This is a genomic window from Sarcina ventriculi, assembly GCF_900456775.1.
GTDB lineage: Bacteria > Bacillota > Clostridia > Clostridiales > Clostridiaceae > Sarcina > Sarcina ventriculi.
In genome coordinates this window covers 474,608-496,640 of the sequence record NZ_UAUL01000001.1, presented here as the reverse complement: position 1 = coordinate 496,640, position 22,033 = coordinate 474,608, and the positions used below count along the sequence as shown (strand labels likewise).

Annotated in this window: 18 protein-coding genes and 1 riboswitch; of the genes, 17 read left to right on the top strand and 1 reads right to left on the bottom strand. The window is 26.9% G+C overall.

Going from position 1 to position 22,033, the window contains the following annotated elements:
• The first annotated feature begins 186 nt into the window (after positions 1 to 186).
• The 15 genes from DR020_RS02205 (at position 187) to DR020_RS02135 (ending at position 16,539) form a co-directional block, all read left to right on the top strand.
• Positions 187 to 1,572, top strand: a complete 1,386-nt coding sequence (locus DR020_RS02205) for a polysaccharide biosynthesis protein (RefSeq protein ID WP_112365140.1) — start codon at positions 187 to 189, stop codon at positions 1,570 to 1,572.
• A 174-nt stretch (positions 1,573 to 1,746) separates the two neighbouring features.
• Positions 1,747 to 2,364, top strand: coding sequence for a BsaA family SipW-dependent biofilm matrix protein (locus DR020_RS02200; RefSeq protein WP_112365139.1), 618 nt, complete (start codon positions 1,747 to 1,749; stop codon positions 2,362 to 2,364).
• A 42-nt stretch (positions 2,365 to 2,406) separates the two neighbouring features.
• Positions 2,407 to 2,973: a signal peptidase I gene (locus DR020_RS02195; protein ID WP_112365138.1), complete on the top strand. Its 567-nt coding sequence runs from the start codon at positions 2,407 to 2,409 to the stop codon at positions 2,971 to 2,973.
• 65 nt (positions 2,974 to 3,038) lie between these two features.
• Positions 3,039 to 3,728, top strand: coding sequence for a BsaA family SipW-dependent biofilm matrix protein (locus DR020_RS02190; RefSeq protein ID WP_112365137.1), 690 nt, complete (start codon positions 3,039 to 3,041; stop codon positions 3,726 to 3,728).
• Between the two features lie 66 nt (positions 3,729 to 3,794).
• Positions 3,795 to 4,604 (top strand): LPXTG cell wall anchor domain-containing protein, encoded by an 810-nt coding sequence (locus DR020_RS02185; RefSeq protein WP_112365136.1) that lies wholly within the window; start codon positions 3,795 to 3,797, stop codon positions 4,602 to 4,604.
• 12 nt (positions 4,605 to 4,616) lie between these two features.
• Positions 4,617 to 7,115 carry a vWA domain-containing protein gene (locus tag DR020_RS02180; protein WP_112365135.1) on the top strand — a complete coding sequence of 833 codons (2,499 nt, stop codon included), beginning with the start codon at positions 4,617 to 4,619 and terminating at the stop codon, positions 7,113 to 7,115.
• Positions 7,116 to 7,322: 207 nt separating this feature from the next.
• Positions 7,323 to 8,339 carry a UDP-glucose 4-epimerase GalE gene (gene galE, locus DR020_RS02175; protein WP_112365134.1) on the top strand — a complete coding sequence of 339 codons (1,017 nt, stop codon included), beginning with the start codon at positions 7,323 to 7,325 and terminating at the stop codon, positions 8,337 to 8,339.
• A gap of 108 nt (positions 8,340 to 8,447) precedes the next feature.
• Positions 8,448 to 9,317 (top strand): UTP--glucose-1-phosphate uridylyltransferase GalU, encoded by an 870-nt coding sequence (gene galU, locus DR020_RS02170; protein ID WP_055258221.1) that lies wholly within the window; start codon positions 8,448 to 8,450, stop codon positions 9,315 to 9,317.
• A gap of 261 nt (positions 9,318 to 9,578) precedes the next feature.
• Positions 9,579 to 9,662, top strand: a riboswitch (cyclic di-GMP riboswitch).
• Between the two features lie 132 nt (positions 9,663 to 9,794).
• A complete protein-coding gene (locus tag DR020_RS02165) occupies positions 9,795 to 12,221 on the top strand; it encodes a fibro-slime domain-containing protein (protein ID WP_112365133.1) in 2,427 nt (808 codons plus the stop codon).
• Between the two features lie 10 nt (positions 12,222 to 12,231).
• Positions 12,232 to 12,915: a BsaA family SipW-dependent biofilm matrix protein gene (locus DR020_RS02160; RefSeq protein ID WP_112365132.1), complete on the top strand. Its 684-nt coding sequence runs from the start codon at positions 12,232 to 12,234 to the stop codon at positions 12,913 to 12,915.
• 19 nt (positions 12,916 to 12,934) lie between these two features.
• A complete protein-coding gene (locus tag DR020_RS02155; RefSeq protein ID WP_112365131.1) occupies positions 12,935 to 13,477 on the top strand; it encodes a signal peptidase I in 543 nt (180 codons plus the stop codon).
• A 54-nt stretch (positions 13,478 to 13,531) separates the two neighbouring features.
• Positions 13,532 to 14,257: a BsaA family SipW-dependent biofilm matrix protein gene (locus DR020_RS02150; RefSeq protein ID WP_112365130.1), complete on the top strand. Its 726-nt coding sequence runs from the start codon at positions 13,532 to 13,534 to the stop codon at positions 14,255 to 14,257.
• A 102-nt stretch (positions 14,258 to 14,359) separates the two neighbouring features.
• Positions 14,360 to 15,112, top strand: coding sequence for a BsaA family SipW-dependent biofilm matrix protein (locus DR020_RS02145; RefSeq protein ID WP_112365129.1), 753 nt, complete (start codon positions 14,360 to 14,362; stop codon positions 15,110 to 15,112).
• A 76-nt stretch (positions 15,113 to 15,188) separates the two neighbouring features.
• Entirely contained in the window at positions 15,189 to 15,854 is a 666-nt protein-coding gene (locus tag DR020_RS02140) for a hypothetical protein (RefSeq protein ID WP_112365128.1), read from the top strand.
• Positions 15,855 to 15,942: 88 nt separating this feature from the next.
• Positions 15,943 to 16,539, top strand: coding sequence for a VanZ family protein (locus DR020_RS02135; protein ID WP_112365127.1), 597 nt, complete (start codon positions 15,943 to 15,945; stop codon positions 16,537 to 16,539).
• 203 nt (positions 16,540 to 16,742) lie between these two features.
• Here DR020_RS02135 and hcp read toward each other — a convergent pair whose 3' ends face one another.
• Positions 16,743 to 18,380 carry a hydroxylamine reductase gene (gene hcp, locus DR020_RS02130; protein ID WP_235865659.1) on the bottom strand — a complete coding sequence of 546 codons (1,638 nt, stop codon included), beginning with the start codon at positions 18,378 to 18,380 and terminating at the stop codon, positions 16,743 to 16,745.
• A 394-nt stretch (positions 18,381 to 18,774) separates the two neighbouring features.
• On the opposite strand from hcp, the gene DR020_RS02125 reads away from it, so the two are divergent.
• Both DR020_RS02125 and DR020_RS02120 read left to right on the top strand, forming a co-directional pair.
• The gene (locus tag DR020_RS02125; RefSeq protein WP_112365125.1) at positions 18,775 to 19,884 is read left to right on the top strand and encodes a glycosyltransferase family protein; all 1,110 of its coding nucleotides are present in this window, start codon (positions 18,775 to 18,777) and stop codon (positions 19,882 to 19,884) included.
• Between the two features lie 191 nt (positions 19,885 to 20,075).
• The gene (locus DR020_RS02120; RefSeq protein ID WP_112365124.1) at positions 20,076 to 21,980 is read left to right on the top strand and encodes a hypothetical protein; all 1,905 of its coding nucleotides are present in this window, start codon (positions 20,076 to 20,078) and stop codon (positions 21,978 to 21,980) included.
• The last annotated feature ends 53 nt before the right edge of the window (positions 21,981 to 22,033 follow it).

Here is a 22,033-nt window from a genome sequence, read left to right as displayed (position 1 = left end):
CACATAAATTGTAACATTTTGACATACTTATGTAAAGTTTAACATAATATTATTAATAAAACTTTTTTAAATATATTTGTTGAATAATATAAAAAAATGATTTAAAGTAATTATATGTATAAAAATATTAAATATGTTTAAAATAAAAAGTTTACAAATTTAAAAATGGTATTAAAAGGAGAAGTTATGAGTCTGAAAAATAGTATTCTTAGGATATTTTCTGCAAATTTTTTAAGTATGATTTCAGGGATAATAATAGGGTTTGTTGTACCAGCCATATTATCTGTGGAATCTTATTCTTTTGTAAAAACTTATGCTTTTTATATATCATATATAGGTTTTTTACATTTTGGTTTTGTAGATGGAATGTATATAAAATATGGTGGAAAAAGTTCAAATGAAATTGATAAAGCAGAACTTAAAGGAGAGCATAAAGTATTTTTGGTTATGCAAGCAATAGTAACTGCTATATTTTTAATTTTTGCTTTTGTTAATAATGATGTAATAATGTTTTTAATAGCCCTTAGTATAATTCCTGTTAACACATATTCCTTTCATCAATTATATTATCAAGCTACAGGGCAATTTAAAGATTATGTAAAGGTTTCTTATGTTTATACTTTGATGTACCTTTTATTAAATATATTCTTAGCTATAATTTTTAGAAGTGAAAATAAGATTTTTTATTGTTTAACAACTTTAGTGGCTAATGGAATGGCTTTTTTATTTTTAGAATATAGATTTTATAAATCAACAAGGGGAATAAAAGCTAAATATGATTTGAAGGCATTAAAAAATGTTAAGGTGGGATTCTTCATTCTTTTAGGAAATCTATCGGTTATGATGTTTTATGCTATTGATAGATGGTTTATAAAATTATTTTTTGATGTAGATTCTTTTGCTTATTATTCTTTTGCAATATCTATGTTAAACATAATAAATCTTTTAGTTAGCGCGGTGTCTGTAACATTTTATAATTATCTATCTAAGGGAGAAAAAGAGGAAGAAGTTAAAAAACTTAAAAATGCTTTTTTAATTTTAGGTGGATTTGCAAGTCTTGGATATTTTGCTTTTGCAGCTATTGTGTCTATTATGATAAAAAAATATATACCAGCTCTTAATATAATAGCAATATCTTTTGCAGCATATCCTTATATGATTGTTATAAATGCACTTTATGTAAATTTATATAAGGCTAGAAAAAATGAAAAAAGATATGTTAAAGTAGTGTTTTTTATGGTTCTAATTTCAGCAATATATAATACAGTTGCTATGTTTATATCAAAAACACCAGAAGCTATTGCAGTTGCAACAACTCTTGCGTTTATAACATGGTATATTTATTCTATTAAAGATTTTGGATATTTAACCATAACTAAAAAAGAATTTATTTATCTTTTGGTTTTAATTGTAAGCTTTTTAACTCTATCTAATAATTTTAATTGGTTAGTTGGGGGACTTGCTTATTTAACTATTCTTATAGTTTTGAATTTTATTACTTTTAATAAGGAAATAAAGGAACTTTTAAAGGCATTAAAAATAAAAAAGAAATTAAAGCAAAATATTGTTTGATTGGCTTTAGGGATAATATTTCCCTAAAGTCTTTTATTTTACATATTATTAACTATTAAATATTTTGTAAACGTAATATTAAAAAATAACTTAGTAGAATTATTTATATTTGAATTAAAGAAAAGAGTAGTACATATAAATTAATAAAATAATGTATAGGGAAAAGGAGCAAGTATGACAAAAAAGAATATCAAGTTAAGTATAATATTGACTGCTATGTTAGTTAGTATTGTAGGGATTGTTGTTGGAACTAATGCGTATTTTTCGTCTAAGGATGAGGTTACAAATGCCTTTGTATCTGGGGATGTTGATATAGAGGTAGATGAAGAATTTGACCCTCCAGAAAATTGGAAGGGTGAAAGTTATGATAAAAAGGTGAAGGTTAAAAATAACGGTAATGTAAATACACTTATAAGAGTTGCAATAGTTCCAAGATGGGTAGATGAAAATGGAAAGGCATGGGCAGGAGATACCAATATTATAAAGTTGAACTGGGCTAGTGCAAATATAGCAGATGCAAGTACATCTGAATCAAACAAATGGATAGATGGTGGAGACGGATATTATTATTATAATACTTTAGTTCCTAAAGATGGAAGTACTGAAATTTTATTAGAGAGTGTAAGTGCCGATATACCAAATGAATTACAAAGTAGATATAATGGAAAAAAATTAATAGTAGATGTAAAAGCAGAAGCTGTACAAGCAACAAAGGAAGCTTATGAAAAAACATGGTCTAATATTAGTAATGATAGTATAAAAACAATGTTAAATAATTTATGTAATAAATAATAAAATATTTAAAGTAATTTTAAATTATGTTGAGGTAGAAAAATGACTAAAAATAAAGTTTGGAAGTTATTAGGTAATATCATATTTTATGCAGTCCTAATAACGTTAATTGCTATTTCTGGATTTTCGTTAAATTCTGTAAGAAAGGGTGTACAGCCTAGCTTTTTTGGATATAAATTTTTTACAGTATTAACGGGAAGTATGAGTCCTACTATAAATATTAATGATTTGGTAATAGTCAAAGAAGTAAAGCCAGAGGAGATAGAGGTTAATGATATTATAACATTTGGTAGTACAAATTCTGATAATATAACGACACACAGGGTAAAGGAGATAATTAATGAAAACAATGCTATAAAATATGTTACCCAAGGGGATGCGAATAACGTAGAAGATCCATCACCAGTACAATCAGATGTTTTAATAGGGAAAGTTGTAAAATTTGTGCCTAAAGTTGGGGCTGTCATGGCTTGGATGAAAAATAATTTAACAAAAATAATAGTGTTTGTAGTGGCTTTAATGGCGTTATTTGTTATAGGGGCAGGACTTAGAAAAAGATTAAAATTTATAGATGAGGAAGAAAAAAATAAAAATTTCAATAAAGTATAGTTATATAAAAATGTGTTTTGACATAGTCTTAAGATATAAATTAAAAATTAATTAGGGGGACCAAAATGAATAAGAAAAAATTAAGTGCTTTGTTGTTGGCAGGAATATTAACAGCAGGAGTAGTTGGAGGAACATTTGCGTGGTTTACATCTAAAGATACTGTAACAAACCAATTTGCTACTACAGGAACAGATGAACCTGGTAATCCAGATGCAGGAATAAAGATAGAGGAAGAATTCCAAAAACCTGAAAATGTGTTACCAGGAACTGAAACAAATAAGGATGTTCGAGTTAAAAGTACAGCAAATTATGATCAATTTATAAAAGTTAAATTTGAGAAAAAATTTGTTAAGGTAGATAAAGATGAAAATGGAAATGAAAAGAGAACTGAGATTAAAAAAATTCAAGTTGCTGGAAAGGAGTATGAACTAGATACTAGTCTTATAGAATTAAATTTCACTGATTATCTTAAGGATACTAAGGCAGAAGGAACTTGGTTTGAAGGGGAAGATGGATATTATTACTATATAGGAAAAGTGGCAGGTGGTAGTTACACTAATATGTTATTAGACTCTGTTACTTTAAGCAGTAAGGCTGGTAATGAATATAAAAATTTAGAATTTGATGTAACAGTTGTAGCAGATTCTATACAATCATCTAATGAGGCATATAAAGATTGGGCTCCTGATAGTTTATATCCTATATATGGAACCCTTGGACAAGATGCAGTAGCAGCTACTAGGCCAAGTAATTAGAATTTAATATTAAACATAAATAAGATAATATCATAATAAAACAGAAATCAAATAAGGAGTGAGAACATGAAGGGTTTTATAAAAACAGTTTTAATAACCCTTTCACTTCTTTTAATAATTAGCATAAAGGGGGAGGCAAGTACGTTGACTCCCCCTAATGTTCAATTATTAGGAAATGCAGATGGATTGGTTCATATATCAAATACTGAGGATATGTTTCTTTATAGATACAACATGTTACCTGGGGATAGTGTTGAAAGAACTTTAGAAATAAAGAATCAGTATGAGGATAGTTATGAGCTTTTTTTAAGGGCAGAAAGAGTAAGTGAAAAGGAAGAATATGATTTATTAGATAAGCTGGATTTAAAGATAACTTTTGATGACAAGGTTATATATGTAGGTCCAACTAGTGGCGAATATAAGCTAACAGATAATATAAGCTTGGGAACGTTTAAACCGGGGGAAGAAGCAACATTATTTGCTAAGGTGGAATTGGATGGACCAAGCACTGGAAATGAGTATAAAAATAAATTTGCTCAAGTCAATTGGATTTTTACAGCGGTAAGAAAAGATTCTAAAGGTAATACATCAACAGATAAGCCAAGTAATAAGCCTAGTAATGGAAATAAACCAAGTACCAATAAGCCTACAACGAATAGGGGAAATTCAACAGGAAATGGAACTATAACTAATACTGGAAATTCAACAAGTAGCAATACCTCAGCTAATAGTACAAGTTCAAATGTGCAAAAGCCATCTACTAGTTTACCATATACAGGTCAAATAAATTTGTTAAAATATATGGCTTTAATTGGTGGAATTTTGATTATAATTGGTGTGGCTATAAATAAAAAATCAAAATCATATAAGGAGTGAGTTTAAATTGAAATGAAAAATAAAAATAAAAAGACAGTATCATTAACGGTGATAATGACTCTAATTATAACAATGATAGTAGGATTAATAAATCCAGTATCTATTGTAAAAGCTGAGGATACTAAATCTGTAAGGATAAAAGATGTATTAAATAATGATGAAATTGTATCAGATGATGGAAAACTTATTTTAAGTAAGACTGGAGAAAAGATTTCAGATGATGAATTAAAAGTAACCTTAAAAATAAAAGGAAATAATGAGGAAAACATAAATATTTATAATGCTAGCGCAACATATACATTAAATAGCGGTTTTGAATTAGTTGAAAATAGCATTAATGTAGTAGGAATTGACGATAAAGAAAGTGTAAAGATAACTACTGATGGAGAAAAAACAAATATTGAATTTGGTGATATTAATGTAAAGGAAGTTGAGGTTTCTTTTTCAGCAAAGGTAAAAGAGGGGATAAAAGTTGAAGAGAATGTAGAGGTTACATCAGAAACAAAGCTTGTTTATAATCTTCAAGAAAATACAGAAGATAATCAAGAAAACACAGAAATTGATTTTCCAAAACTATATGTAAGTTTAGAAAGTATTGTAGCAGAAAAAGAAACAACAGAGGAGAATGTAGAAAATGAAATTATAGAAGATATAACAAAGAAAGATGAAAAGACAGAAGAAAATGCAAAAGAAGACAAAGAAGATATAGAAAATGAAGTTGCAGATGATACAGTACAAGAAGATGCTATTGATGATACGAATAGTGAAGGCACTATTGATGATGCTGAAGAAAATGTTGATAATGATGTAGTTGAAGATGAGGTTGATGATGTTGTAGCTAATGGAAGTGTAATAAAAAATGAAAATAACGAAAATAATTCTCCAACAACTTCAAGTGGATTAACTATAAATAAAACAGCTGAATTAGTGGATGGTGAAACAGTTAAAATAACTCTAACAGCTGAAGGAGAGGTAACTAGAACAGATGCTAAAAATGCTGATATTGTTATGGTTATAGATAAATCAGGTAGCATGAATGATAAACTTGATAAGATTAAGGAAGCAGCTACAAATTTTACTAATAATATATTATCAAATACTCAAGGTTCAGATGTAAGGATAGCGATAGTTACTTATGATTATTATGGTAAATATAATGGTTATAATGGACAAGGCTCATATTTAAATTTGGGGTTTTCCAGTAGTAAAGACGATATAAATAAAGCGATAAATGCTATAACGGCAGGAGGAGGAACCAATACACAGGCTGGAATTAGAAGGGCAGCTGAAACCTTGAGAGGGGCTAGAACAGATGCTAAAAAATATGTGGTATTTTTTACAGATGGACTTCCAACACAATCGTATTCTGGTGGTAATGGAACTACAGTTTCTCAACAATATATGAATGCTGCTAAAGATGAATATAATAAACATTTTACAAGTTGGAATAAAACATCTAGTAATAATAATCAAATAGATGCTAAATTTTATAGCGTAGGTGTTTTTACAAATGCTAGTAATAATGAAAAAAAACAAGCTGTTAATTTCTTAAAAACAATACAAAATGTTATAGACACTAATGAATTTGGAAAAAAATATTATACTGAAAATTTAGATGTTGTAAATAGTATATTTACTGATATCAGTAATGAGATTGCGGCTGATATAAATAATACAGTAGCCACTAATGTAACTATTAATGATATAGTAACTGATTATTTTAATATTGTAGATAAGAGTTGGAAGGTCACTGATTTGAAAGGGAATGTTATAAATATACAACCAAAAGTTACTGGAAATAATATAACATTTAAGATAGGTGATATAAAGGTAAATGCAGGAGAAAGCAAAGGTGGAGTAATAGTTACATTTAATGCGAAATTAAAAGATGCTTATTTTGGTGGAGACAATATAGACACAAATGTTTCAGCCGACATCACTTATAATGATGGACAGAAGCAAGAATTTAATATTCCAAACGTTAATATTCCTTCTAAAAAGGGAACAATAAAAATAAAAAAAGAAATAGTTGAAAAAGAGCTTTTGCGTGGATGGAATAAAGTTTCTGATGATGAAGTCAACAAAGATGATAAATTTTCAATATCAGTAGTTGGAAATGAAAAATATACTGTTAATTTAGTGGGAAATAGTGAGGAAACATTAAACTTTTATTTGAAAGGTGAAAATACAGATATATCTATAAATACTGATACCAGCCTTAATTATCTTACAGTAGGACAGTACAAAATAGAGGAATTACTTCCTATGAATTATCAACAAGTAGATGTTTATGTAGAAACTGAAGGTAAGACAGTTAAATTAGAAAATTGGGAAAATTACAATAAACAAACAAAAACATTTACCATTGATAAAGACAATAATAATATAACAATTATAGTTAGAAATACTTTAGTGAATAAAGGTTATTGGTTTGATAAGACTGATGTGGAAAATAAATTTAGATACTATAATGCAATAACTCCACAGCAATTAGAGACATCTATTTATTAATTAGATATATTTTAGTTTTTTAAATCCTCTGTATAAAAGCAGAGGATTTTTTATAAATATACAAGTAAATATTTAGTAAAATTTATTGACTTTTAATTATAAGAATTAAAAAAATAATACTATAAAATAACAATAAATTGTTGAATATAGAAAATAAATATTATAAAGTTATATTAAGGGAATTAATAAATTGATGGGGGTAGATTTATGAATGTTTTAGTTACAGGAGGTATGGGATATATAGGAAGCCATACTGTAGTTGAGCTTTTAAATGCAGGATATAATGTTATAGTGGTGGATAACTTAGTTAATAGTAAAATAGAAGTTAAGGAAAAAATCGAAACTATAACAGGCAAAACTTTTAAATTTTATGAAGAAGATTTAATAAATTTAAATGAGGTTTATAGAATTTTTAGAGAAAATAAGATAGATTCAGTTATTCATTTTGCTGCTCTTAAAGCTGTTGGTGAATCAGTTTCTAAACCTTTAGAATATTATGAAAATAATTTAATAAGTACATTAAATGTTTTAAGAGCTATGAAGCAGTATAATGTTAAGAATTTTGTGTTTAGTTCGTCTGCAACTGTTTATGGTGAGGCTAAAACTATGCCTATATTAGAAGATTTTGAACTTTCAGCTACAAATCCTTATGGAAGGAGTAAGCTTATTATAGAAGATATTTTAAGAGATTTATATAATGCTGATAAGAATTTTAATATAGCAATTTTGAGGTATTTTAACCCAGTAGGGGCTCATGAAAGTGGTTTGATTGGAGAAAATCCAAATGGTATTCCTAATAATTTGATGCCATATATTACACAAGTTGCAATAGGTAAGCTTTCAAAACTTAATGTTTTTGGAAATGATTATAATACAAAAGACGGTACAGGTGTTAGAGATTATATTCATGTAGTTGATTTAGCTAAAGGTCATTTAAAAGCATTAGAAAAATTAAAAAAGGATTCAGGAATTTTTACTTATAATTTGGGTACGGGAAAGGGGTATAGCGTTTTAGAAGTTATAGAAGCTTTTGAAAAGGAAAGTGGAAGAAAAGTGCCTTATGAAATAGTTAAAAGGAGAGCAGGAGATATTGGAGTTTGTTATGCAGATCCAACTAAAGCAAATAGAGAACTTAATTGGATGGCAACAAAAAATATTAATGATATGTGTAGGGATTCTTGGAGATGGCAAGAATCTAATTTAAAAGAAACAGTTTTAGTTTAAGTAATATGATAATGTTATATAAGTATGGTTTTATTATGTAAAAATAGATTGTATAATAAATAATAGAATATATTAAAACATAATATTAGATTTTAGGAGAGTAGTAGTATGGATAAAAAGATAAGAAAAGCAATTATACCAGCAGCAGGTCTTGGAACTAGATTTTTACCTGCAACAAAGGCTCAACCAAAGGAGATGCTTCCAATAGTTGATAAGCCAACTCTTCAATATATTATAGAAGAGGCAATAGAATCTGGAATTGAGGAAATACTTATAATAACAGGAAGAAATAAAAAAAGTATAGAAGACCATTTCGATAGATCAGTTGAACTTGAGCTTGAACTTGAGCATAAGGGAAAAGTAGAAATGTTAGAAATGGTTAAAAGCATTTCAAATATGGTAGATATTCATTTTATAAGACAAAAGGAACCAAAAGGATTAGGTCATGCAATTTATTGTGCAAAAAGCTTTGTTGGAAATGAACCTTTTGCAGTTATGCTTGGAGATGATATAGTTTATAATGAGGGAAAACCTTGTTTAAGACAACTTATGGACTGTTATGATGAATATAAAACAAGTGTTTTAGGAGTTCAAACTGTTCCAGATGGAGATGTTGATAAATATGGAATAGTTGATGGATTAAAGATAGAAGGAAATGTTACGAAGGTTAAAGGATTGGTTGAAAAACCATCAGTTGATGAAGCGCCAAGCAATATGGCTATATTAGGAAGATACATAATAACACCTAGTATATTTGAAATATTAGAAAGAACAAAGCCAGGAAAAGGTGGAGAAATTCAACTTACAGATGCTCTTTTAGAACTTATGAGTGAGGAAGCTATTTATGCTTATAATTTTGAAGGTAGAAGATATGACGTTGGAGATAAATTAGGTTTCTTAGAAGCAACAGTTGAATATGCACTTAGAAAACCAGAACTTAAAGATGCGTTTATAGAATATTTAAAAAGCATATTATAATAGTGTAAATTACAATTAAAGCTATATTTTAGTTAATTAAGCTAGGATATAGCTTTTTTGTATTGTAATAAAAGTAATGTTAATAAAATTTATTATAATATTAAAAATAATCGTTTTCATATTAGAATTTAAAATCTAAACTAATATTATTAGATGTATTTATAGAATAAATTATTGTTAAAATTATTTTATTGTAAAAAATTCTTATTTTTTAAAACATATTTACATAATAGTAAAAATTGTGTAAAATTATTATTGGAAATAAGATGTAGATTCTATGAAATATATTCTGTATTTGGGCACTTGGAATATATGGAGAAAATAGTGCAACCGGCTATATTTATAATGTTTTATAGACATTATATATACAGCTTTTTTTATTGTCTAAATTATCAAATGTAGAAACGTTAAAATAATAATGCCCAAAAAATAATTTATAACAATTTTATTTTTTGAAATATAATTAAGGGGGATAAAATGAAAAGGCTACGGATGTTCATAATAATTTCATTATTAATAACAAATATTATATATATTATATCAACTTTAGGAGTTCAAATTGTACAAGCTACCCAAGAAGATGATTTAAGTGTCTGGAGCATATCAGATGAATCGGATGTAATAGAATTTCCAGTAACTATAAGAGATTTTAGAATGGATTATGTTTTATTTGATGCAGATTTAACAAAATTTCCGTACTTAGGGGCAGGCATGGTAGCAGAGAATTTGGATAATAATAAAAAACCTATATTCACTCAAAGTTCGATAAAGCAAGTAGCTGAAAGTTTAAATGAAAATTTAAATAAAGTATATGAAAGAAATAAAAGAAATCAATATTATACAAATGTATTTGAGAGGATATTAAAAAACAAAGAAGGAAATGAAAGAGAAAAAAATGAAAGATTGGGTACATATGAAGGAGCAAAAGCATTATACGATAGCAATCAATTAGGTATATCTAGCATTAATACTTGTTATGAATATGTTTATTATATAATGAACAATTGGTTTAAAGATGTTAATGGCTCTGAAAACCTAAATGTGCAAGATAATGATACAAGATTTTTAAAATTAGAAAAACAAGATAGAGGGAAATATGTTTTTGATAGTGGTAAAGACGGTTTTTTTCCTTTAGATAATAAAGGATTTGGAAACGAAGAATTTGTGAAAGAAGATAATTCAACCTTTACTTTATGGCATAATTTTCACTTTACTTTAGAATCGCATAGCAGTTTTTCTTTTAATGGGGAAGATGAACTAACTTTCAATTTTAGTGGTGATGATGATGTATGGGTTTATTTAGATGGCAAGCTAGTTATTGATTTAGGAGGAATACATGCTAAACAAGATGCGAGTTTTACAATAAAGAAAGATGAAAGTGATAAAAGGTACGGGATAGTTTCTTATACGTTAGGAGGTAAAAGTAGAAATTTTAAAATTGAGATAAATAAATTATATAATTTTGACTTTTTTTATATGGAGAGGCATACAGCTGAGTCTAATTTAAAAATAGAAACAAATATAAAATTTATCCCTAAAATGTCAGTAAGTAAAAATGCTTATTTGATAAATGATAATAACGAAAAGATAGAATTGACAAATGATAGTTACGTATATCCAGGGGAAACTATTTATTACGAATTTTCATTAAAAAATAATGGAAATGTGCCTCTTACAAATGTTGAATTTGTTGATAAAATGCTTGGAGTAACAATAAATAAAGATGGTGTTCATAAAGATAATAACAAGATTCAAGATTCGGATTTAGAAATTATTAAGAAAAATAAAGATAATGTAATTGGAAGTGGACTAAGCGCTTTAGAGTCTTTAGATGTAGATGAAATTATAGTTGTACAGAGCAAAGAATTGTTGAAATATTTAGTAAGCGATGGTGATGCTACAAATGGTGTAGTAGAGAATACAGTTATTTCAAGTGCAACTCATAAAGAAAGTGAAACAAATCTTAGAAATGATGGACAGGCAAGTGTTAAAGTGCAGATTAAAGATATACCAATTACACCAGATGAAAGTGATAATAAAATCAATATAAATATAACTAAAGATATTGAAAAAGTAACTAGGGAAGAAGAAATTATATTTGAAAAACAAAGTGGAGAAAGATTTATAGGAGAGTTGTATCCAGGGGATAAAGTGGAGTTTTTATTTGAGATAACAAATAATACTATTACTCCTAATGGAACCGCGGTAGCAGTTGAAAATCTTAGTTTAAAAGATGAACTTACAAATTACAAGATAAATAATGATGATTGGGAGTTTTATTTAATAAATGATGATGGACAAGAGGAAAAAATAAATGCGAATAATTTTTGTATAGATAAAGGAAAAACTATGAAGATTAGAGCAAAAGGGTGGACGGTTCCTAGTAAATTGAAGTGTGACAGTAATGGTGAGTTGATTAAAGATGAAACTAACACAGTTACTTTATTTAAAAATGCTGGAGATAATTTTAAAAAAATTAGTGATGCTTCTGTGGAAATGAAGTTAGCTCCATTATCATTAAAAGTTAAAAAAGTTGTAGAGAATGCTGTTTTAAACGATACTTCGTTTACTTTGAAGTTGATAGGAAAAAATGAAAATGGTGAGATAAAAGAACAAATTAATGTAGAGGCTATACCTGATAAAGAATATGAATTTGCTAATTTAACTTATGGTCTAACTTATGAATTATTTGAAGTAGTTCCAATGAATTATGAATTGGTTAGTAATTGTTTTAAAGATGAATTGTCTAGTACAAAAAGCTTAAAAACTATAAAGATGACCACATTAACCAATAATTATATCGGAGTTATTACAAATAGATTTAAAAATAGTAATTTGTTTTATGATAGTAGCAATAAGAAAAATACAATAAAGTATGATGCAACAGTAAGTATAACTAATTAGGAGGAAAGTTATGAAAAAGAGAATATTTATATCATTAGTTGCAATAGCTTTCCTTCTAGTTGGAATAAGAGTGGGGACAACATCAGCTTATTTTATATCAGAGGATAAGGTTACAAATAATTTTCAAAATGGGGATATAGATATTGAGGTTGAAGAACCAGACTTCAAACCTCCTAGCGAGGGATGGTCTGGGCAGAAAATAAATAAAAAAGTTCAAGTGAAAAATGAATCTATCATACCCGTTCTTGTAAGAGTTAATATAACACCTAGTTGGTCAATTGATAAAGAAGGAAATTCACCTTTTTCAATGGGAAATGCTAGTGAAGATGTTGTAAAGCTCAATTTAAAAGAAGGAAATTTAATTACAAGTATTAATGGAAATATTTCAGAAAAGTGGATTAAAGGAAATGATGGGTATTATTATTATACATCAATTTTAAATGCTGAAGAGACTACAAATGAACTTTTAGAATCTGTACAAGCTGTAGTTGATAAAAATACAGTAGGAGAAAATTTTGTAGGCTTATATAAAGATAAATATTTGCAGGTAGACGTTAAATCAGAGGCTATTCAAGTATCAGAAGAGGCTTGTAAAAAACTTTGGAATATAGATATTAATGATAAAGATACTGTTGCTGATAAAACTATATGTGAGTTATTAGATAAAATTATAAAGGGATACAAAGAAAGTTAGAGGTGAAAGTGCTTAGATTATGAAAAAACTTATAAACATGTTGGGTAACATAATGTTTTATACTGTGCTTATTTTTCTTTTATTGACTACTTTGATTATGGGAAGAGCGAGTAAAACAGGACAAGCGCCTTCTTTTTTAGGGTATAAAGTTTACAATGTTTTAACAGGTAGCATGAGTCCTACTATAAAAGTAGGTGGTTTGATAATTGTAAAAGAGGTGTCACCTCAAAATATTCAAGAAGGTGATGTAATAACTTTTAGAAGTTCAAGTACAGATAATGTAACAACTCACAGAGTGATAGATATAGAAAATGCTAATGGGATAAAGTTTGTAACAAAAGGAGATGCAAATAATGTGCAGGATCCAAATCCTATAGATTCGAGTTTTTTAGTAGGTAAGGTAGTTAAATTTATACCCTATCTGGGAGCAGTAGCTATGTTTATACAAAAAAATATGCTTTTGATGATAGGTGGATTAATTATAATATTTATTATTTTTATGCTAATAACAAAAATAACAAAGGTGCAAACTAGAAATAAAAAATTAAAGATAGCCGATTAGTGTATTTGATATATAAAAAATAAATAATATTTATAAATTTAGGGGGAAATTAAAGTGAATAAAAAGAAAGTGTCAGCATTATTAATAGCAGGAATATTATCGATAGGGGCAATAGGTGGAACTCTTGCATGGTTTACATCACAAGACAGTGTAACTAATGCATTTCAAACAGGAAGTACTAATAATCCAGGAAATACAGATGGTGGTATAAATATTGAAGAAAATTTTGATAAAAATAATGCTGGAAATATAACTCCAGGAGATGAAGTAAAGAAGGAAGTAAGTGTTACTAATACTGCAAGTTATGATCAACTTATAAGGGCTAAAATAGAGAAGGTATGGAAAGATTCTGAAGGTAATGTAGTTACTCACTATATAATAAGTGAAGGAAAGGCTAAAGATAAACAAGGGAGTGATGTTACAGTTCCAACTATACAATATTTAAATTTAACTGAAGAAGAAGCATCTAGTACTGATGGAGCTCAATCATTAGATAAAAATTTAATAATATTAAATCTTGATAAGGATAAATGGATAAATAATAGTGATACTGAATTAGGGGCTGATGTAGGATATTACTATTATAATAGTGTAGTTAAACCAAACAAATCTACATCTCAATTATTAAAATCAGTTACATTATCAGGTGAAGCAGATAATATATATAAAAATTTAAAATTTGATGTAATAATTACGGCAGAAAGTGTACAAGCATCTAATGGAGCTGTAGGTCAAACATGGACAACTGCACCAGAAGCAATAAAAAATTTAGGTAAATAGTAAATGTAATTAAAAAGCTATGTTTTGATTTTAAAACATAGCTTAAGGTTATAAGAAAAATAAATAGATTTTTTAATATTTAAAAGAGTAAGGGGATTTAGAATGAGTAAAAAGAAAATAGTATCTCTTTTTATAGGTGGAATTTTAGCTATTGGGTTAATTGGTGGTAGCTTTGCGTGGTTTACATCAAAAGATAGTATAACTAATGCTTTTGAAACTGTGAATTCTGGTGAAGCAAATAATATAGAAAGTGGAGTAAAAATCGAAGAAAATTTTGATAGAGAAGGTGCTAAGAACATGATTCCTGGTGCTACAAAGAAAAAAGAAGTTAAAATAAAAAATACAGCAAATTACAATCAATTTATAAGGGTAAAAATAGATAAAGTATGGAAACATAAAGGTGAGATAGTTACGCATTATATTGAAAAAATAGAAAAACAAAAAGATGAACAGGGAAATGATAAAGAAGTTAAAAAATATGAGTATCTAACAAAGGAACAAGCTTCAAGTAATAAAAAAGCAATTCCTTTAGATGAATCTTTGATAGTTTTAAATTTTAATAAAGATCATCTTAATAATATAAATAATATGAGAGATAAATGGACAAATGTTAAAGATTTGGGTGAAGATAATGGATGGTTTTACTATATTGCTAGAGTTGTGCCTAATGGTGAAACAAATCTTCTTTTAGATTCGGTTACTTTATCACTAGATGCAAGCATTGTATATAAAAGTTTAGCTTTTGATGTAGTAGTGACAGCGGAAAGTGTACAAGATACAAATAGTGCTTTGGATGATGTTTGGCGTGATATACCATCTCTTGTGAAAAATGCTATGATAAAGTATCAAATATAAAATAATAACAGTAAATTTAATTTTGGAATATAAAATTTTATATGTATTTTGATGTATAAATTTAAAGGGGAATTTTATGAAGGGATATTTAAAAGTTTTAATAATATCATGTTGTTTTCTATGCTTTAGAGGTATAGATGTTTTAGGTGTTAATAATAGTATTATAAAAATACATATGAATAATAATATGAATATAAATGAAGAAAAAATATTTTTAGAAAATTTAGATATGAATCCTGGAGATGAGATAGAAAATACTCTTATTATAGAGAATAATTATGATTTTGCTTATAGTCTTTATATGAGTGCAAAAAGAATAACTAATGAAGAAGAATATGATTTGCTTAAAGTTATTGATTTGGAAGTCAGTTTTGGGGATGAAGTTATTTATAAAGGCCCAATTATAAATGAGAAGAGTGAAGAAAAAATTCTTTTAGGTGTATTTGATCCTAATAGTAGTAAAACGTTTAAAGCAGTGGCAACATTAAGGGATGGTATAGGAGATGAATATAAAGATAAATATGCAAGGGTTGATTGGTTATTTATAGCAGAGGGGGATGATGGCAATAGTATAACTAGTAGCAATCAAATAAATTTAGGTAATAATATAAAAAATAATAATAAAACAAATTTACCACGTACAGGGGAAATAATTAGGAGGATTTATTTTGCAGTAGGTTTTATTGCAATTGGAATTCTTTTACTAAGTTCTAAAAATGATAAAAAGAAATTTAAGAATTAGTTCAATTATAATTTAATACATAATTTACATTTAAAAACTATTAAGGTATAATTTTTATAAAAATAAACTAAATTAAAAGGTAAAAAATATGAAAAAGATAATTGTGTTTTTATGTGTGATTTGGATTGGATTTATATTTTATAATTCAAGTCAAGTAGGTATTGAGTCAAGCAATACTACTGACTCTTTTATAAGCAATGTAAAGAGCGTAATGAAGGGGGAGGAAATTGATAGTATAAGTTATGGTGTTGATAAAGACAGTGTAAAGTTGAGTTTAAAAAGCATATTACAAACGCTTAAGGATAATATAAATGATTGGAAAAATAAGACAAGAAGTGATAAAATTTATTATATTTTTAGAAAGTGTGCACATGGATTTGAGTTTTTTATATTAGCTTTTATTCTGTCTTTAATCTTTGTTAAGACTAATGTTACAAGAAGGGAAGCAATAATTTATACTCTATTTACAGTTCTTCTTTGTGCAGTTTTTGATGAATACTTTCAGATGTATATACAAGGAAGAAGTTCTAGTGTAGGAGATGTTTTAATTGATTTTACAGGAGGCATAATTTCAGTTATTGTTTTTAATATTATTAGAAATTTTGTTGAAAGTTTAAGTTTGTTAATTAAAAGAAGCAGAAATAAGAAAAAAACTATTAAAAAAGCTAAGCTTAATAAAGTGTAAAATCAGAAATTAATAGATAAGGTATTAGAGTTTTAATATAAATTAAGTAAAACAAATTCTAAGCATAAAAAGGCTATATTTTAGAGTGAATTTACTCTAAAATATAGCCTTAAAATTTTATATTAATGAGGGTTGTTTTGGGAATTTTATTTAATCTAATTAATTTTACATCCTTTTATGTTTAGTTGATTTTAATGAATAGATTATGCTTCTAAGAACATCTTCATATCATCATCAACATTAGTTATTCCACCTATTCCAAAGTTGTCTACTAATACTTTAACAACATTTGGTGAAAGGAAAGCTGGAAGTGTTGGTCCTAAGTGAATATTTTTAACTCCTAAGTGTAATAATGATAATAATACTATTACGGCTTTTTGTTCATACCATGCTATATTGTAGTGTATTGGTAAATCATTTAAGCTTTCAAGACCAAATACTTCAGCAAGTTTTTGAGCTATTAAAACTAATGAATATGAGTCATTACATTGTCCAGCATCTAAAACTCTTGGAATTCCGTTTATATCACCTAAGTTTAATTTGTTATATTTATATTTAGCACATCCTGCTGTTAATATAACTGCATCTTTTGGTAATTTTTCAGCAAATTCAGTATAGTAGTTTCTTGATTTAGCTCTACCATCACATCCTCCCATAACGAAGAAGTGTTTTATTGCTCCAGTTTTTACAGCGTTAACTATTTTGTTTGATAATTGCATTACTTGGTTATGAGCAAATCCACCTATGATTTCTCCTTTTTCGATTTCTGTTGGAGAAGCACATTTTTTAGCATGTTCTATTATTTCTGAAAAATCTTTTGTTCCATCTAATTTATTGTTTATATGTTTTAATCCCTTAAATCCTACAGTACCAGTTGTATAAACTCTGTCTTTGTAGCTATCTTTAGGTGGTACTAAGCAGTTTGTAGTCATAAGTATTGGACCATTAAAGCTTTCAAATTCAGTAGTTTGTTTCCACCAAGCATTTCCATAGTTTCCTACAAAGTGATCATATTTCTTAAATGCTGGATAGTAGTTAGCTGGAAGCATTTCACCGTGAGTATAAACATCTACTCCAGTTCCTTCTGTTTGTTTTAATAATTCTTCCATATCTTTTAAGTCATGTCCACTTATTAAGATAGCAGGATTGTTTCTAACACCTATATTTACTTTAGTTATTTCAGGGTGACCATATGTTTCAGTATTAGCCTTATCAAGTAAAGCCATTCCGTCAACTCCATATTTACCCATTTCAACAGTTAAAGCAACTAAAGCATAAATATCTAATGAATCATCTAATGTTTTAGCTAAAGCGCTTTGCATGAATGCATCTACATCATCATTGTAGTATCCTAAAACTCTAGCATGTTTAAGGTAAGCTGAAAGACCTTTAGCTCCATATATTATAAGTTCTCTTAAACTTCTTATATCTTCATTTTCAGTAGCTAATACTCCAACAGTTCTAGCTTTTTCTTGCATTTCTTCAACGCTATCACCAGACCATAATGCAGCTTCTGGAAGATTTTCTAAGTTTCCTTTTAAAGCTTCAATTTCTTTCTTTAAGTATTCTCTTAATGCAAGACCAGTTCTTACTCTTGCTACAAATACTTCATCATTAAAGTTAGCATTTGTTATAGTTGTGAATAATGATTCAGCAACGAACTTATTAACTTCTCTATTGTTTATTCCAACTTCTCTACCTCTTACAGCAACAGCAGATAATCCTTTAACAACGTATATTAAAAGGTCTTGAAGTCTAGCAACATCAGCAGGTTTTCCACAAACACCTTTTACAGTACAACCAGAACATCCAGCTGTTTCTTGACATTGATAACAGAACATTTCAGGGGCTTTCTTTTCAGGAACTTCTACAACTATTTCTTTTTCTTTTTCTTTTCTTGCTTTTTCTTCATTACGTTTTTTAAAAAATAACTCCATTTTAATTACTCCTTTATATGTATATTTATTGGTATATAATTAATTTTTCAAATTTCAATTTAAATAATATGTTTTTTATGTTTTAATGTGTAGCTCCTTGCTACAGTTAGTAGTATACATAAATTTAAATTCAAAGTATGTAACTCATGTTACGTGTATTATTTTATATTTATAATTTTTTTATTATTAAGTTTTTTAATAATTAATGAGAAATATAATTTTAAATATTAGAATTAATAATTGAGGTTAAACATAAGATTTATTAAATAACTAATATTTATTAGGTGGAGTTGATTTTATGAATCCTATTAGAATTTTAAATATTTTACCTAAAAATAATTGCAAAAAAGCTCAGGTTTTTATTATGAATATGTATAGAAATATAGATAGAAAAAATGTTCAATTTGATTTTTTGTTTCAAGGAGAATGCGAAGGAATTTTTAATGAAGAGATAGAGTCTTTAGGGGGACATATATTTAAGATACAATGTTTAAAAGAAATAGGAGCATATAAATACAGAAAACTTGCTAGAGATTTTTTTAAAACTCATAAATATGATATAGTTCATTGTTATTTAGATGATTTTTCAGGAGTAATATTGTCAGAGGCTAAAAAGGCTGGTGTGGCAATTAGAATCGCACATATGTATAACAAAATTCCTAAGTTTAATAGAAATGGATATTTTAGATTTTCTGTCAATAGAAATTCAAATTACAAGTTTGCTTATTCAAAAGAAGAGGGAAATTTATTTTTTGGAGAATTTGAGAAATTCACTCTTTTAAAAAATGTTATTGATTTAGATGAGTTTTCTTATAATGGAGAAATTCAAAAAAACATTAAAAAGCTTTTAAAATTAAATAATGAGAAAGTTATTGGATTTATAAATAAATCTAACAAGGAAGAAAAGAATAAAAAAATGCTGTCACTTTTTAAAGAAATAAGAAAGTATCATAAAAACTCAAAGCTTATTTTGATTTCTAATGATATTTGTAAAGAAAAGATAAATAATGAGATAAAAAAATTAAATTTAGATGCTAATAATATAGTTTTATTAGAAGAGAGCAAGTTTTTGAAGCAAGATATTATACAAGTTTTTGATGTAATGGTATTTCTAGACCAAGATGAAATAGAAAATTTTATAATAAAGGCTCAAGAAAATGATTTACCTTGCATAGTTTTAGGAAATATGGATGATGGTTTGGATTTAAATTTAGACTTGGTATATAGATTTAATTATAATGAAAATGAACAAATTATAGCTAAAAATATATTAGAAAAATCTTTATTAAGAAATAGTGTAAATCAAGATTATATAAAATATAAAATGAATAAACAAGGTTATGACTTAAAAAGGGAGGCTAAAATTTTAGAAAATTTTTACTTAAGAGAGCATAAAAATATTGATTAATATAAATTATAAATTGTGTAAATTAAAAAATTTAAACATTAAATTATTGCTTAAATACTCTTTTATAAAAGGGTATATTTTTGACTATTTTTATGGAAAAAATAACCAATATATATTATAATTTATTGTATTATATAGGCTAAATTTCTATTTGGTTTATAAAGAAAATTTAATATTTAAGGAGAATTTTTATGATGAAAAGGGGGAAATTAGGGAGCGAGAGAGGTAACAAAAGAAAAAGTGTAAAAAAGAATTTATTAAATAGTTTTAATAATATGGTTAAGAAGAACAGTAGAAAAAGAGTTATAGTAAGTGGCGTTATAGTATCGGTTTTGAGTTTTTCGTGTGTATGGTATTTTCAAAGTAAAAGTGCTTTAGCATCAAATAGAGAAATATATAAATCTTTAGAAATTACTAATAAAGCAGAAGAGGTAAAGACTGTTACTGCCTATGATAAACTTATTGACGGAGAAGATATTAATATACTTATTTTAGGTGATGAAAATTATTTGGGTGATGTTATTTTAAAAGAAGATATAACATCATTTATAGAAAACACTTATAATTCAAAGGTTAAATTAACAAATTTGTCAGAGGATAATGCCACTATTTATGAGCAATTAAATAAATATATAAATATAAAAAATAGAGAGTTTGATTTAGTTTTTTTATGTTTTGAAAATAATGATGAGAAAGAAATTAGTGAAATTAATTTTAGTGGAATATATGAAAGTATTTTAAGAGATTTAAAATATAACAACACTTCGGTGGATATTATACCAATTGTAAAACATGAAAGTTTGATTAGTGATGCTTATTATCAAAGTATAAATGGGTTAGCAACGTATTATGGTTTGGATTTAGCTAAGGTAAATGAAGATGTAGTAAAAAATAATATAGAAGGAGAGGGGATAGAGGATTTTAGGGAAAGTTATTGCAAAAATTTAACCAATATTATAGAGAACAATGTGAATAATAAAAAAGAAATAAGTACCCAATATAAAGATGCTTATTATGGGGTAACCACTCTTTTTGAACCTTATAAGGTAACTCTTAAAGGAGAAAAAAAGAAGGGATTTTCAGTTTCTCAAAATAAGGTTAAAAGTAGTAGTAAAAATGATTATATAAGGTATAAAGTCGATGGAAACATTATAGGTTTAGGGTACGAAACTAGCAAAAATGGTGGAATAATTGAGATTTATGTAAATAGGATTTTATATAGAAGAATAGATACTAAATCAGATAATGAAGACTTAAAATATATATTAATATCTAGTAATTTAAGTGGAGCAAATGAGATAAAGGTTGTAAATAATGATGGAGGAGATGTAACGTTACTTGGAGTTATAACAAGTGGAAATAACACAGATTCTAAGGAGGTAGAGGGGTTAAACAATATTTTAGCTAGAAATACAGGCAGTTATAATGGGCAAATAAAAGATGATTCATTATATGAAAATGCTAAAAAAGAAACAAATGAAGAAAACAAGGAAAAACAAAAAGTAGAAACTCCAATTAAAAAGAGTGAAAATAAGAATTCATCATCTCAAAATGCTTCTAGCAAAGTGAAAAAAAATGAATCAAAAAACAACGATATACCTGAAGTTAATAATGAGTCAACTATTGAAAATAAGCAAGGTAATACTGAAAATAGTAATGATGTTCTTAATAATAAAGAAAATAAAAATCAGCAAAATGGAGGTAATATTTTAGAAAATAATATTTATAATAACAATAATAATTTAGGAGATGGTATCACAGAAAATAATAATCAAAATATATGGGGAAGTGGTAATAACGAAATAAATAGTAATGAAAATAATGAAATAAATATGGGAGGGAATAATTCAAATAATAATCTAAATAATTCTGTAAACAATATAGATAATGGAGGAAATGCTTTAAATAATAACAATAATAATTCACAAAATAGTAGCAATGCTATAAATAATATAGGTGGAGAAAGTAGTAATGAAAATAGTAATGGAGGGGGAGATATAGGGGAACAGACATCACAAAATAAAATTAATAACGCTCAGAATACTGAAAGTGTAAATTCGGTAGAAAGTTCAACAGATAATATTTTAAGTGAGTAAATATTTATTAATTGTAAATAAAAACACTCTCAATTTTTTTTGAGAGTGTTTTT